Source organism: Dorea acetigenes (assembly GCF_025567385.1).
Classification (GTDB): domain Bacteria; phylum Bacillota; class Clostridia; order Lachnospirales; family Lachnospiraceae; genus Claveliimonas; species Claveliimonas acetigenes.
This window is the reverse complement of sequence record NZ_JAOQJU010000013.1, coordinates 24,832-38,576: the sequence shown is the minus strand read 5'-3', so window position 1 is coordinate 38,576 and position 13,745 is coordinate 24,832. Positions and strand designations below refer to the sequence as shown.

Sequence of the window (13,745 nt, the reverse complement as noted above, 5' to 3'; positions counted from 1 at the left end):
CACATCTGCGATGCTTCTCCGCTGCTATGCAGCTATTTTTGCTCATAAAATGGCGCTCCGCTCATAAGCCGGATCGTGTGTTCATTCATGCAAGCATGATTCACCCACAATCCGACTTATGGCTGAACTTTGAGAAATAAAAAATTAATAAAAACTATTGCAAAATAATTAGTTATATGCTATCATAGACTTCGGTCGCTGTGGAGATAATAGTGACCGAAGTTTATATGGCTCCATGGTCAAGCGGTTAAGACATCGCCCTTTCACGGCGGTAACCCGGGTTCGATTCCCGGTGGAGTCATTCGTTATCAAGTATTAAGGCAGAGCGCTGATTACAAATCAGCTGCCTTCAGATACATCATGCCGATGTGGCTCAATTCAGTGAGATTGACCGCGTCAATCGAAGGCAGAGCGCTGATTACAAATCGGCTGCCTTCGGAATACATCATGCCGATGTGGCTCAATTCAGTGAGATTGACCGCGTCAATCGAAGGCAGAGCGCTGATTACAAATCAGCTGCCTTCAGATACATCATGCCGATGTGGCTCAATTGGCAGAGCAGCTGATTTGTAATCAGCAGGTTATCGGTTCGAGTCCGATCATCGGCTTAGTTCCTATAAGGGACTTTTTGTTTTGGACCTTTAGCTCAGTTGGTTAGAGCAATCGGCTCATAACCGATCGGTCCTGGGTTCGAGTCCCCGAAGGTCCATTACAAGGCCCAGTGGCTCAGTTGGTTAGAGCGCCGCCCTGTCACGGCGGAGGTCGAGAGTTCGAGTCTCTTCTGGGTCGTTAGCATCGCAAGATGTGAAGACAAACAATTTGATGATTGGGATCTTAGCTCAGCTGGGAGAGCATCTGCCTTACAAGCAGAGGGTCACAGGTTCGAGCCCTGTAGGTCCCATTATACAGCAGGAAGCTGTTGTATAAGAATGCCGGCGTGGCGGAACTGGCAGACGCACAGGACTTAAAATCCTGCGGGACTTATACTCCCGTACCGGTTCGATTCCGGTCGCCGGCATGAAAGAAAAGTCTTAGATCCTTTTAAGGATTTAAGGCTTTTTATAATATAGGAAATTTGAGGCGGACTTGTCCGCTTTGTTTTGGCATTAAGAAAGGAATATATAAAATGGCGGTGAAGAAACAGGAAGTATCTCTTGGAGAAGAGAACTGGACAATGGAAATTCGTCCCAAAGCTTCTTTTTTTCAATTTAATTTAAAAGAAATTCTGGAATACAGGGATTTGATTATACTGTTTGTTAAGCGGGATTTTAAGACGATGTATAAACAGACCATTCTTGGTCCGGCGTGGATTTTGATTAATCCGCTTTTGACAACGGTAATCTTCACCATAGTATTTGGAAGAATTGCAAGTATTTCTACGGATGGGATACCGGATTTCCTGTTTTATATGGCTGGAAATATATTGTGGTCTTATTTTTCGGGATGTCTGCAGGCAACGGCAGGTACATTTCTTGGAAATGCCCGGCTGTTCGGCAAAGTTTATTTTCCTAGGCTGGTGATGCCTATTGCTACATGTATTTCTAAGCTGATTACATTTGGCGCGCAGTTTTTCCTTTTCTTCCTATTTGTAATGTGGTATATGTGGAAAGGAAATGTGCGGCTTACCTGGTTGTGTCTCCTTACCCCGTTGATTTTGTTTGAGCTGGCGCTCCTTGCTATGGGAGTAGGTATGATTTTAGCGTCTTTAACGACAAAATACAGAGATTTGCAGGTGTTGGTAGGATTTGGCGTACAGCTCTGGATGTACGCAACGCCGATTGTTTACCCTTATTCCCAGATTCCGGGGAAATGGCGATGGATCATTTCATGGAATCCGGTAGCTTCGCTGGTAGAAATTTTTCGATATGGCTGGCTTGGCAGCGGGACGGTTTCATTTCCGCAGATGGGAATGGGAGCGCTCATAACGGCAGTTATTCTGGTCTTTGGCGTGCTGCTCTTTAACCGGACGCAGAGGACATTTATGGATTCTATATAGAACAAACCGGGACGGATTAAGGACAAGAAGAGAATGGAAAATGTGATGGAAGAAAAAGAAGTAGTAATCAGAGTGCGGAAGCTGGCGAAAGAGTATCGTCTGGGAGTGATCGGGCGAGATACTCTGCAGCATGAAATACAGAGCCGGTGGGCGAAAAGGCGAGGGAAGGAAGACCCAAATGCAAGAATTGGGCAGAGCCATCGAGTAGACGGAGAGCGCTTTATGGCGCTTCAGGACATTTCTTTTGACATTTATAAAGGTGAGCGGATTGGTGTGATCGGAGCAAACGGCGCCGGGAAATCGACGCTGTTCAAACTTCTTGCCAGAGTGACGGCTCCGACCGAGGGAGCGATTGGAATTAAGGGGCGTATTTCCAGTATGCTGGAAGTGGGAACCGGATTTCATGGGGAGCTGACCGGCCGGGAAAATATTTTCCTAAACGGGGCAATTCTGGGCATGAAACGTCAGGAAGTAGAGGCGAAGATGGAAGACATTATTTCCTTCTCAGAATGTGAGACTTTTATAGATACACCTGTAAAAAGATATTCCAGCGGTATGTACGTCAAGCTTGCTTTTGCAGTGGCGGCACATTTGAATTCAGAAATCCTTCTTATGGACGAAGTGCTGGCAGTGGGGGATATGCGTTTTCAGAAAAAATGTTTAAATAAAATGGCAGAGCTGTCAGAAGATGAACAGAAAACGATTCTGTATGTGTCCCATAATATGGAAACAATTCGTTCCTTGTGTAACCGATGTATGGTACTGGATCAGGGCAGATTGGTATACGACGGTACGCCGGAGGAAGCAATTGCAAAATATCTGGGCGAGGTGGTTCAGATGAAACTGCATTATACATACAATACCCCGGCAGATTTGCGTAAAGTGACAGGCAAACTGCAAATCGAAACACTTGATATAGAAGGAAAAAATACATTTGCGGCGTCAGAAGGACTGCAATTTTGGGTTGGTTTTCAGGCAAAAGAAAAAATCGAAGACCTTCATATCCGTCTTACGCTGTATGACCAGGAACAGCAGGTTATCGGTTCTTCCATTTCCAATAGTCTTGGAGGCTATCAAAAGGATACACACGCGCGTGCATTGCTGCGCTTTGATACTTTAATGCTGCCGAAGGGAATGTATATGGCAGAGATGGCGGCGGTGGAACCGCTGGGAGAGGGTAGGCAATTCCGGCACGACTGGGTGGAACATGCCTTTGCATTTGAAATTACGGAAGAGACCTTCCGGCAGTATCAGATTAACTGGAATGCGCGAAAGTGGGGAAATACCATTTTCCCGGATATAGAAGTTGCAGACAGGCAGCAGTTATAGGAAAGGATTCGGCGGATAGCTGGAATGGGGTAAAAATTATAGAAAGTGCGTAGTTTTTTCTATTCTGAAGAGAATGATACTTTTGGTAATATAATGATAACTATTATATAAAACCGGGAAATGTATGCCTGGGGAGGAGGCTGTTTCGTAGTAGTAAGAAAAAAGGTTTTGCGGGGATAGGAATAGTTAGATTTTGAAAATGGAAAAGTATGAGGAGGAAGGCTATGCGAAAGTGGAAAAGAGTGCTATCTATTTTGCTGATGGGTGCAATGCTTGCAGGAAATGTGTTCGTTGCGGCTCCTGAAACGGTTCGTGCAGAGGAGACGGCTGCAAACAGAAAAGGATTCATAGAATGCAAGTTGGCCGATTCAGATGGAAGAGCAACATACCTGGGTTCCTGGGGCGGAAATGTTGGAGATGTATGTAACATTACCTGGACAGGACCGGAAGCAAACCAGGAATGGGAGTTCCGGGAAATAAATACAGGCGTTTATACTTTGGTAAAAGTGGATTCACAAAAAGTGCTGACTGCGTTGGAGGATTTTACGGTGGGACAGCGTGACTTAATCGAGAACGCAGCATCTCAGCAGTGGATATTTGTGGAGGATGGTGAAGGATATTATCGGATTAAAAATGTAGGAACAGGCTTATATCTGACAACAAAGAGAATGGCACCACAGAACGATGGAATGGGTCAGGAGAAAGAGATTATTCTTACAGAATCTGCGGAATCAGACGCACAGTTATGGAAACCGGTGTCATCCGGATATATTGTCAGTGGAATAGCCTGGAATAATGAAAAATTGTATGCCGCAGTTGATGGAGGAAACATAACGGCAGGAACCAGAATTATTACCTGGACGGGACCGGAAGGTAATCAGAAAATGGTATTCCGCAAAATCGATGAAACGGAGTATTATCAAATTTTAAATTTTGATTCAAATGGGAAGCTTGCGCTTCAGGCGAAAGATGACGGCGAAATTGTTTTGGAAAATTCTGATGAAACAAACCAATATCAGCAATGGGACTTTGAAGAAGTAGACAATACGGGCACCTATCGAATTAAAAACGCTGGGAATGAGCAGTATTTTACAACTCCCAGAAAGGAAACTTCTGCTGACAGGTATTCGGTAGTTAGGACAGAAGAATTGGAAATGGGTTCTGCTTCCCAGCTCTGGACGTTAGAAGGCGCTGTTTTAGGAGAGATGGTTCATCCAGAAGTCAAAGTGACGGGAATTACCATAACCAGCGCGACGGAAGTTACGGTGGGACAAATCCTTGATCTGACGGCAACGGTGGAACCGACAGATGCGACGAATCCGGAGGTGGCCTGGAGCATTCAAGAGGGGACGGATGTTTTGACATTAGAGGGAAGTACCTTGACAGCGGTGAAGCCGGGAACAGCTACGGTTGTTGCAACAGCGGCTGATGGGTCAGGCGTAACAGCTTTTGCTGAGATTACAGTCAATCCGGTTATGGCAACTGGAATTGAAATTTCGGGAGCTCCTGCTACAATGACAATTGGGACAAGCGAGAAATTGACAGCAGTAGTAACACCGGAATCAACAACTAATAAGGCTGTGACATGGCAGTCTTCTGATGAGGATGTTGTAGTTGTGGAGAATGGTCTTGTAACGGCTAAGTCTGTAGGAGACGCAACCATTACGGCGACTACCGCTGACGGTTCTGATAAGAGTGCGCAGGTTACGATTACGGTTAAAGAGCAGGAATATACAGTATCTGTAACAAATGGACAGCTTATTAGCGACAAGACATCCTTTAAAGCAGGCGAACAGGCAGCGGTAAAGGCAGATGATCCGGCAGACGGAAAGAAGTTTGCCTATTGGAAAGATACAAACAATAATCAGATTTTGTGTTATCGCCCGGATTATTCATTCTATGTAATGTATGATATGGCGCTGGAAGCTTGCTATGTTGATGATGACGCAGAAGTTGAAAAGGGACCAACTATTACATGTACGTCTTTATATGATGCAGGGACTGGGAAGATGAAGTTTACTGTAAATCGTTCTCTGCCGGGAGGATATACCATTATAAGGCATGGTGTGCTCATTACACAGGACGAATCAGTAGCATATTCAGATAACTTTGTACATGGGACAGCGGAAGTGAAGCGGGCAACTGCAAAGGACAATACTTTGTTGGGAACTTATGTTGTGAATTTTAAATGTAATTTGGGTGATGTGTGGTATAGCAGGGGATATGTAGAATACTCTTATACGGACGCAGACGGAAATGAGCAGACAGATATAATGTATAGTAACACGGCAGTGTGTGTTGCTAAATAATATTTTCTGTAAAATTAATTTTTTGTAAAGGAAGTGAGAACAATGAGAAACAGTTATTTTGAACCTGAAGTTGAGAAAGTTGAGTTCGATACGAAAGATATTGTGACTACAAGTGATCCGAGTTCAGGCAGTAAAGAAGAAGTAAATTGTGATGAAGATAGCTCAATCTGGGATTAAGCAGTGATATAATATTTATTAGAAGGGCGTTGTTATAACGCCCTTCTTTCATAACATAGGATAGTTCTCAATTTCCTATGTTATAAAACGCTCCGCGGGATGCGCGCGATGTGCAAAGGAAGGCTACTTGCAGCAGCCACACATCGGCGCTGCAAAGCGAAGCAAGGTCTGCATTTCATTTCGATCGGTGCTAAGCGGACATCTGCAAGATGTCCAGCACCTCTCAAGGATCGAGAGATATAGGGAGTTCAAGACAGACTTGTCCGCTTTGTTCAATATAATAAACGAAAGGAAAGATTAGAATGAGAAAGAAGTTTCAGAAATTATTTTTTACAGGTCTTATAGTGTGTATGGTTATGACAGGAATTACAGGGTGTAAATCACCGTCTGACAAGGAGGAGAATACGAAGGAAGAGCAACAGGATTCGGAACAACAGGATGTGGGGGAGTCCACATATGAGGAAGAAGATTTTGAGTAAAAAGATATGAGGAAAGGATGTTATAGTATGCAAAGTGTGGTGCCGATGGCGCAGAGCGCGCGGCAGATACTTGGAATGCAGAACGTCAGACAGGGCGTAGAGTATCGGCTTCTAAAGAATAGTATTGTACTTCCGGTTTCAGAAGGGATGTTGCTTTACAATCTGCTTACGAAAGAGATGATTATGCTGGATGCAGAAGAGACAGAAATTTTAGAAGAGCTGCCGTGTACTTTTTGTGAAAATCTGGAGTATCTCATTACACATTGGTTTTTGGTTCCGTATGATATGGATGAGAAGATGCTGGCAGATCAGGTGAGAACGGTGGCTTCTTTGCTGCTGGAACAAAATGAGAAAAGTATAACCGGTTTTACAATATTTACTACAACGGACTGTAATGCAAGGTGTTTTTATTGTTTTGAACAGAACAATAGAAGAATGGCAATGACTGAGCAGACTGCACGGGATGTGGCGGTATATATAAAAAAGAAATGTGGCTCTCAGAAAGTAAAGATTACATGGTTCGGCGGAGAACCGCTTTTTAACAGCCATGTGATAGATGTTATTTGTGAAGAGCTTGAAAAAAGCGGGGTTGTATTTTCTTCTCGTATTGTCAGCAATGGATATTTATTTGACGATGAAATGGTAGAGAAAGCAAGGCACCTTTGGAAGGTGAAGGATGTTCAGATTACGCTTGATGGGACGGAACGGGTCTATAACAAAATTAAGGCTTTTATTTACAAAGAGGAAAATGCGTATGTAAAAGTGATGGACAATATGGAACGCCTTTTAAAAGCGGAAATGAAGGTGGTTGTTCGTTTAAATATGGGCAGGCATAATATTCAGGATTTATATCAACTTTGTGATGAATTAGCCGTACGTTTTGGAGGATATAAGAAGTTTCGCGTTGCATTAGCATTACTTTATGAAGACAGGGGTAGTAATTCCGGACAGCGGACTGATACAAAACAGCATGAGCTATATCATGAACTTTTCGCTTTAGAGGATTATATTGAGAGAAAGAAGATTGCGTCCTACAGGTCTTTGCCGAAAAGAATAAAATTAAATCATTGCATGGCTGACAGCGACAGTGCAGTGACGATATTGCCGGATGGAAAATTGGGGAAATGTGAACATTTTCTTGATAGTGAATTCTTCGGAAACATTTATTCTGATAATGTGGAGAATGCAGTAATAGATAGCTGGAAAGAAAGGCATGAAGAATGGAAAGAGTGTCGGGATTGTCTTTTTTATCCGACATGCAGCCTGATTAAAAAATGTCCGGTAAGGCAGCGGAAATGTGATGAAGATGAAAGACGGTTGAAAGAGCGTCAGTTGAAAAAGTCGATGCGTCATACCTGGGAAATATTTCGTGAACAAGCAGAAAAAGAAAAAAGAGATACAGATTTGGTGTAACAATAAAGTAGCAATTGTCTGTTGGATGTGATATAATAAATCCGCTTGATGACGTGGATTTATAGAAAAATAGCAAATATCAGAGGTATTTTGTTTTGGAATTTCGATTATCGGATTACGATGAAATTATAAGAGAAGTTTTGGACAGTGGAGGGGAATTTCAGCTTTTCCCGAGAGGAACCAGTATGCTTCCGCTCATCCGGGAGAAGCGGGACTATGTGATACTGGTTCAATGTGCGGAACGTCCGAAACCAAAAGATATTATTTTTTATCAGAGAAAGAATGGACAATATGTCCTTCATCGCATTTTAAAGGTGCGAGAGGATGGGTACGTGTTGTGCGGAGATAATCAGGCATGGCTGGAATACGGGATTCAGGATGAACAGATTATCGGCAAAGTGAAGTATATCGGCAGGAAAGGGAAAAAATTATCGAGTCAATCTGCCAGGCTTCGGTTATATGAGAGGATTTGGTGTTTTCTTCCTTTGCGGAAAATATATTTTCGTGTGGCAGGACACCGCTATCTGAAAAATATTTAAGAAATTATATCAGGAGTAGAGTATGGAGACTGGATTTTACCGGATGGCAGGCCTTAACATGGAGCTTGGCATGAGCCATCCCAGGGTGCTGGAGCGCTTCCGGCCGTGGAAAATAGAACGCGCAGATACGGTTCAGATTCGGATGAAAGCGACGCCGGAGAAGATTGCCGAAGAGCAGGCGGAAGACGAAGGAAGACCGGTTCCGGTGTGGATTCGGGAGATGAATGCCCTGTACAGGGGGATTTGTGAACAGCTTCCGGCTTATGGAGGGATGCTGATGCATTCTTCGGCGCTTATGATGGATGGAAGAGGATATTTGTTCGCCGGGCTTTCCGGCGCGGGCAAGTCGACCCATGCCCGGATGTGGAGAGAGACTTTTGGGGAGCGGGTGGTTATGATTAATGACGACAAGCCGCTGCTTCGGAATGTGGAAGATGGTTCCGGGGGTGCCGGGAGGCGGTTCTGGGTCTATGGGACGCCGATTGATGGGAAGCATCATTTGTCGGCGAATACGGAGGCTCCTTTGTGTGGGATTTGTTTTATACGGCAGGGTGAGAAGAATGTAATACGCAGAATGTTGGTAAATGAAGCGCTTCCCGGAGTGATGGAGCAGATTTACCGTTGTGATGATATGGAGTATATGGTTGGGATTTTGGAGCTTACAGATGAGCTGTTCCGCCAGGTTCCGGTGTATGAGCTTACCTGTACGGTCAGCCATGAGGCGGCGGAGATTGCTTATCGGAAGATGAAGGAGGATATGTAGATGAAGCGGAAAGATGGATTCGTAATGCGCAAGGTGGGAGAACGCTGGGTCGTGGTAGCGGTCGGCGAAGAGAGTAAGCATTTTAACGGAATGGTGAGAATGAATGATTCCGGCGCTTTTCTGTACCGCCAGTTAGAGCAGGAGAAGACGAAAGAAGAGCTTGCCTTGGCGATGGTGCAGGAGTATGGTATCGATGAGGCGACGGCAGCGAAGGGCGTTGACAAATTCCTGGAGGCGATTGCTGATACGGGGATTCTGGAGGATTAGGAAGATGACGGCTGCAGAACGGGAAGGACGTTATATAATAGCGCTGCTGCGCAGTTTCCTGACGGATGCAGATTTGACGGACGAAGGGGAACATGACTGGAAAGAGCTGTACCGTCAGACATGCCGCCATCAGATGGTTGCGCTTGTGTATGACGCGTTACAAAAAAATGGTGTTGTATTGCCGGGAGAGGTGGAGAAGAAGTTTCAGGAAAAATATTGGAAGGCAGTGTCCAAAGATACCGTGTTTGGGCATGAATATGCGTGCATTGAGAAAGCCTATCTTGAACAAGGTGTCCATATGATGCCTTTGAAGGGGTGTCTTTTGAAACAGTATTATCCGGAAACATTCTATCGCAGTATGTCGGATATGGACATCCTGGTCCGGCAGGAGGACAGGCCGGTTGTAAAGGAATGCATGGAGAAGATGGGGTATGAGACGGAAGTGTATGGGAAAGACTGCCATGATGTCTATATGAAACCTCCGGTTACCAATATTGAGATCCACCATGTATTGTTTGAGAAATCTTATGAAGCATACTGTGCATTTTTTCAGAAAGCGATAGATAAAGTCCGGGAAGAAGGAACGAGCGTGGCGGTTATGAGTAAGGAGGACACGTATCTGTATCTTCTGGCACATATGACGAAGCATTTTAGAAATGGCGGTGCGGGAATCCGGCAGATTCTGGATGTCTGGCTTTACTGGCAGAAAGAGGCGGAGTATCTGGATAAAACGTATCTGCAGAAGAGCCTGGGAGAGCTTGCGCTTGAGAATTTTCATCATATGACGAGGAAATTGGGCGAGTATTGGATGAATCCGCCGGAGAAACCGGTGGAGCAGTTGGAAGAGCTTACTGATTTTATCATTCACAATGGCATTTATGGCACGCAGGAGAATTCGATTGCCAATAAAATCATGAAGGAAAACGGTTTGAAAAATCTGAAGAAGAGTAAACGCAGTGCAATTATGGCGATATTTTTCCCATCATGGGAGAATCTGTGCACAGCTTATCCCATTTTGAAGAAGTGGCCGTTTCTTCTTCCGGCAGTCCAGGTGAAGCGGGCGTGCAAGTTTATCTTTTTTCACAGTGGTAAGGAATATATCCGGAATGTGTCGGAGCTGAAGGAAGAGAAAGCGGAAGCTTTGAAGAAATCTATGGACGAATTGGGCATACATTGATTGACATACATTACATGGAAGGAGCAGATAATTTTGGATACAGGAACACAACTGGAGCAACAGTTAATGAGCATTCACCGGAGAAGTTATCCGGCGTATAAGGGGCTGCAGGGAAGCTATCGTTTCCCGGGATACATTCTTCATATCGACCATGTGCAGGGAGACCCTTTTGCGGCGCCGTCTAAGGTGAGTGTGGAAGTGGATATGAAGACGGCGGGCTTCCCGGCCGATTTATTTGACAAGCCATATAAAAGAATTGCGCTGCAGGATTTTCTGATTCGGAGGTTCGGTAAGGTCATGTCGGATTATATGTTTCAGGCAAAGGGATCGGGAAAGAGCGGCCTGATGAGCATCAGCCGATGCGGACAGGAGGTTCTGGAGCGGACGGCGTTGGAATTGGATGACAGAAGGATTCTTGTGCGGTTCGAGGTGGGCTTCCCGGCGAATGGGAGAACCATTAACGCGCCGGAACTTAAGAAGATCCTGTTTGATTTTGTGCCGGAATGTGTGAAGAAATCCTTATATTATAAAAATCTGAATGGAAAAGCAATTGAGGCAGTGGTGAATCTTGCTGAGGATCAGCAGGCAATCCGGGAAGAATTAAAGAAGCGTGATCTGGCGGCATTTGTGGCAAATGGCGCTGTGCTGCCCAGAGAAAGCGGCGTCTCTGATAAGCCGATGAAGGGAGCGGTAGCATTTGAGAGCCCAAAGAGTATGGAAATCGAGCTTACGCTTCCTCATAAAGGCGCAATGAAGGGGATGGGAATTCCCAGAGGGATTACGCTGATTGTGGGCGGCGGTTATCATGGAAAATCTACGCTTCTGAAGGCGCTGGAGCTGGGTGTATACAATCATATAGCAGGTGACGGCAGGGAATATGTCATTACGGATGATACGGCGATGAAAATCCGTGCGGAGGATGGAAGGGCAGTGTCTCATGTGAATATTTCGCCATTTATCAATCATCTGCCGAACGGAAAGGATACGGAAGATTTCTCTACAGAAGATGCCAGCGGTTCTACTTCACAGGCGGCAAATGTGGTGGAAGCCGTAGAGTCAGGGGCGGGAGCGCTGCTGATTGACGAGGATACTTCTGCGACGAACTTTATGGTACGTGATGCGCTGATGCAGTCCATTATTGCAAGAGAGAAAGAGCCGATTACGCCGTTTATTGAACAGGCGAGAAAATTGTATGAAGAGAAGGGAGTCTCCGTCATATTGGTGGCGGGAAGTTCCGGGGCATATTTTTATATTGCAGATAAAATCCTGCAGATGGATACCTATCGGACGCTGGATATCACAGAAAAGGTAAAAGCGGCAATTGGCAGCGGTGAAAGCGTGCCGACAGTGGATTATGAATGGAAGAAGCAGAAAAGGTTCCTGCGCGCGGGCAGGCTTGAGAAAAAGCACGGACAGGTAAAAATCAAGCAGTTTGGAAAGGACAGCTTTTCTATTGGGCACGAAACGGTAGATCTTAAGTATGTAGAGCAGATTTCCGACAGCGAGCAGACGACAGCGCTGAGTTATGTGCTGAAGACAGTGCTGGAACGGCTGGAGGAAAGACCGAATCAGGATATAGAATACCTGATGGAGAGTATCTGGAAAGAAATCCGGCAAAAAGGGCTGAAATGTCTGGTGCATGGTTCTTATCTGCCGGTTTCTATGGCGGAAGTCAGACGGCAGGAAATCTATGCGTGCATCAATCGTTACCGGGGATACCGGAAGCAGTAAGAAGAACGGTAAGGAAATATAACAGTTCAGCCATAACAGCTCGAATTAGCTGCTTCGCAGCTTATTTCGCCGCATACGCGGCTAAATTCTCGCTTATGGCAGAGCGCCATATACAAAGTGCACAAAAACTCTTCGTTTTCAAACAAGTTTGAACTCAGATTTTTGTGACTTTGTGCATGGCTGAACTGTTGTAAGAAAGTGCAAAAAAATATCTTGACAAATCTGCGTTGATGCAGTATTATAAATTGTGTTGCGAATGAGTAATGTCAAAGCAACATATGTGGGCGTAGCTCAGCTGGATAGAGCGTTTGGCTACGGACCAAAAGGTCGGGGGTTCGAATCCTCTCGCCCACGTTTGGAGAAGCACTTCGAGTTTCGGAGTGCTTTTTTTGGCAATGAACATACATTACGATATTTTGGAGGCACAATCTTGGAAGATGCTAAATTATTATTAGCGAAGAAAAAGGCAGGACGAAATTTTAAAAATACTACCATTCAAAAGGGATACATAATATATCATAATAGAGATAGAGTTTTTAATGGCTTTTCTATTGATAATTTATTATCAGATATACATGTTTTAAGAAAAAGATATCCGAAAATAAAAATGCCGATTATAATTAATTTAGGTCAGATTGAATTTGCTGATAAATTAACATATGTTTTTTTGGAGATAATTTGTTATATATTAATAAAAGAATATGGTTATCCGGTAGTTGTGGAATTCAAATGCAAACATAATATCTGGATTGAAGGAATTTCGTCGTCTCCATTGTTGCTGCTGAATAATACCAATAAGAAGAGTATGTATAAATATTTGGAAAAGTTTGAAAGTGATATATATAAAAAACATTATCGGAAAGTGATGGGGAAGAATGAAGATAAAGAGGATTTATCCAAAAGGATGGATGATATAGCTTATTTTTTGAAATATTTGGGTGTAAATGAAGATTGTATAGATGAGTTGTCAGAAGTTACTATAGAGTTGGCAGGTAACGCATGGGAGCATGCAGAAGCAGAATGTTTGATTGATGTAGATGTTACGGAGCCTTATTTACGAGAAGATACGGAGGGCAGATATTTTGGAATAAATATTTCTGTTGTTAATTTTTCGGAAAAACTTCTTGGAGATGCGCTGAAAGATAAGATGCAGAATTGGAATGGAGTGCATACCGAACGATATAAAGTGGTAGAAAAGGCACACAAGAATCATTCGAACTTTTTTGATGAGTTATATACGGAAGAAGATTTTTATAATATTGCATCGTTTCAGCATAAAATATCGGGCAGCATGAGAAAAGATTTGACGGGTGGGACGGGGTTGACAAAATTGATTTCTTCTCTTGAAAAGCGTTCGGATTCTCATAGATGTTATCTTATTTCCGGCAATCGTGCAGTGTGGTTTTACCATCAGTATTTGGAGTATGATAAAGAAGGATGGCTTGGGTTTAATGATGAAAATGACTTTTTAAATAGACGTCCGGCAAATGGGGTATTTACTCAAGGAACAATTTATATGCCAGGAACTGCATATAATTTAAACTTTGTTATAAAAGGAGATTAAG

12 protein-coding genes and 7 tRNA genes are annotated in these 13,745 nt (G+C 43.9%); all 19 read left to right on the top strand.

Going from position 1 to position 13,745, the window contains the following annotated elements:
• Nucleotides 1-229: 229 nt before the first annotated feature.
• The 19 genes from OCV99_RS11085 (at nt 230) to OCV99_RS10995 (ending at nt 13,744) form a co-directional block, all read left to right on the top strand.
• A tRNA-Glu gene (locus OCV99_RS11085) sits at nt 230-301 on the top strand.
• 234 nt (nt 302-535) lie between these two features.
• Nucleotides 536-608: transfer RNA gene (locus tag OCV99_RS11080), tRNA-Thr, on the top strand.
• A 27-nt stretch (nt 609-635) separates the two neighbouring features.
• A tRNA-Ile gene (locus tag OCV99_RS11075) sits at nt 636-709 on the top strand.
• A 6-nt stretch (nt 710-715) separates the two neighbouring features.
• A tRNA-Asp gene (locus tag OCV99_RS11070) sits at nt 716-789 on the top strand.
• 39 nt (nt 790-828) lie between these two features.
• Nucleotides 829-901: transfer RNA gene (locus OCV99_RS11065), tRNA-Val, on the top strand.
• Nucleotides 902-931: 30 nt separating this feature from the next.
• Nucleotides 932-1,018: transfer RNA gene (locus tag OCV99_RS11060), tRNA-Leu, on the top strand.
• Nucleotides 1,019-1,126: 108 nt separating this feature from the next.
• Nucleotides 1,127-1,996 (top strand): ABC transporter permease, encoded by an 870-nt coding sequence (locus tag OCV99_RS11055; RefSeq protein ID WP_158370592.1) that lies wholly within the window; start codon nt 1,127-1,129, stop codon nt 1,994-1,996.
• A gap of 33 nt (nt 1,997-2,029) precedes the next feature.
• Nucleotides 2,030-3,325, top strand: a complete 1,296-nt coding sequence (locus OCV99_RS11050) for an ABC transporter ATP-binding protein (RefSeq protein ID WP_227193158.1) — start codon at nt 2,030-2,032, stop codon at nt 3,323-3,325.
• Between the two features lie 224 nt (nt 3,326-3,549).
• Entirely contained in the window at nt 3,550-5,634 is a 2,085-nt protein-coding gene (locus OCV99_RS11045; protein WP_227193159.1) for an RICIN domain-containing protein, read from the top strand.
• A 42-nt stretch (nt 5,635-5,676) separates the two neighbouring features.
• Nucleotides 5,677-5,811, top strand: a complete 135-nt coding sequence (locus tag OCV99_RS11040) for a hypothetical protein (RefSeq protein ID WP_262575462.1) — start codon at nt 5,677-5,679, stop codon at nt 5,809-5,811.
• 302 nt (nt 5,812-6,113) lie between these two features.
• Nucleotides 6,114-6,290 carry a hypothetical protein gene (locus OCV99_RS11035; RefSeq protein ID WP_227193160.1) on the top strand — a complete coding sequence of 59 codons (177 nt, stop codon included), beginning with the start codon at nt 6,114-6,116 and terminating at the stop codon, nt 6,288-6,290.
• Nucleotides 6,291-6,317: 27 nt separating this feature from the next.
• Nucleotides 6,318-7,703, top strand: coding sequence for a radical SAM/SPASM domain-containing protein (locus OCV99_RS11030; RefSeq protein WP_227193161.1), 1,386 nt, complete (start codon nt 6,318-6,320; stop codon nt 7,701-7,703).
• A gap of 95 nt (nt 7,704-7,798) precedes the next feature.
• A complete protein-coding gene (locus OCV99_RS11025; protein WP_262575459.1) occupies nt 7,799-8,242 on the top strand; it encodes a S24/S26 family peptidase in 444 nt (147 codons plus the stop codon).
• 22 nt (nt 8,243-8,264) lie between these two features.
• On the top strand, nt 8,265-9,005 hold the full coding sequence (locus OCV99_RS11020) for a hypothetical protein (protein ID WP_158370586.1): 741 nt from the start codon (nt 8,265-8,267) through the stop codon (nt 9,003-9,005).
• Entirely contained in the window at nt 9,006-9,272 is a 267-nt protein-coding gene (locus OCV99_RS11015) for a PqqD family protein (RefSeq protein WP_158370584.1), read from the top strand.
• A gap of 4 nt (nt 9,273-9,276) precedes the next feature.
• The gene (locus OCV99_RS11010) at nt 9,277-10,449 is read left to right on the top strand and encodes a nucleotidyltransferase domain-containing protein (RefSeq protein ID WP_227193163.1); all 1,173 of its coding nucleotides are present in this window, start codon (nt 9,277-9,279) and stop codon (nt 10,447-10,449) included.
• 33 nt (nt 10,450-10,482) lie between these two features.
• The gene (locus tag OCV99_RS11005; protein ID WP_158370580.1) at nt 10,483-12,180 is read left to right on the top strand and encodes an ABC-ATPase domain-containing protein; all 1,698 of its coding nucleotides are present in this window, start codon (nt 10,483-10,485) and stop codon (nt 12,178-12,180) included.
• A 280-nt stretch (nt 12,181-12,460) separates the two neighbouring features.
• Nucleotides 12,461-12,534: transfer RNA gene (locus OCV99_RS11000), tRNA-Arg, on the top strand.
• Between the two features lie 76 nt (nt 12,535-12,610).
• On the top strand, nt 12,611-13,744 hold the full coding sequence (locus tag OCV99_RS10995; RefSeq protein WP_158370578.1) for a hypothetical protein: 1,134 nt from the start codon (nt 12,611-12,613) through the stop codon (nt 13,742-13,744).
• Nucleotide 13,745: the final 1 nt, after the last annotated feature.

Coding starts and splice junctions, on each gene's coding strand:
- OCV99_RS11055 (WP_158370592.1), top strand. CDS start 1,127: ATGGCGGTGAAGAAACAGGAAGTATCTCTTGGAGAAGAGAACTGGACA.
- OCV99_RS11050 (WP_227193158.1), top strand. CDS start 2,030: ATGGAAAATGTGATGGAAGAAAAAGAAGTAGTAATCAGAGTGCGGAAG.
- OCV99_RS11045 (WP_227193159.1), top strand. CDS start 3,550: ATGCGAAAGTGGAAAAGAGTGCTATCTATTTTGCTGATGGGTGCAATG.
- OCV99_RS11040 (WP_262575462.1), top strand. CDS start 5,677: ATGAGAAACAGTTATTTTGAACCTGAAGTTGAGAAAGTTGAGTTCGAT.
- OCV99_RS11035 (WP_227193160.1), top strand. CDS start 6,114: ATGAGAAAGAAGTTTCAGAAATTATTTTTTACAGGTCTTATAGTGTGT.
- OCV99_RS11030 (WP_227193161.1), top strand. CDS start 6,318: ATGCAAAGTGTGGTGCCGATGGCGCAGAGCGCGCGGCAGATACTTGGA.
- OCV99_RS11020 (WP_158370586.1), top strand. CDS start 8,265: ATGGAGACTGGATTTTACCGGATGGCAGGCCTTAACATGGAGCTTGGC.
- OCV99_RS11015 (WP_158370584.1), top strand. CDS start 9,006: ATGAAGCGGAAAGATGGATTCGTAATGCGCAAGGTGGGAGAACGCTGG.
- OCV99_RS11010 (WP_227193163.1), top strand. CDS start 9,277: ATGACGGCTGCAGAACGGGAAGGACGTTATATAATAGCGCTGCTGCGC.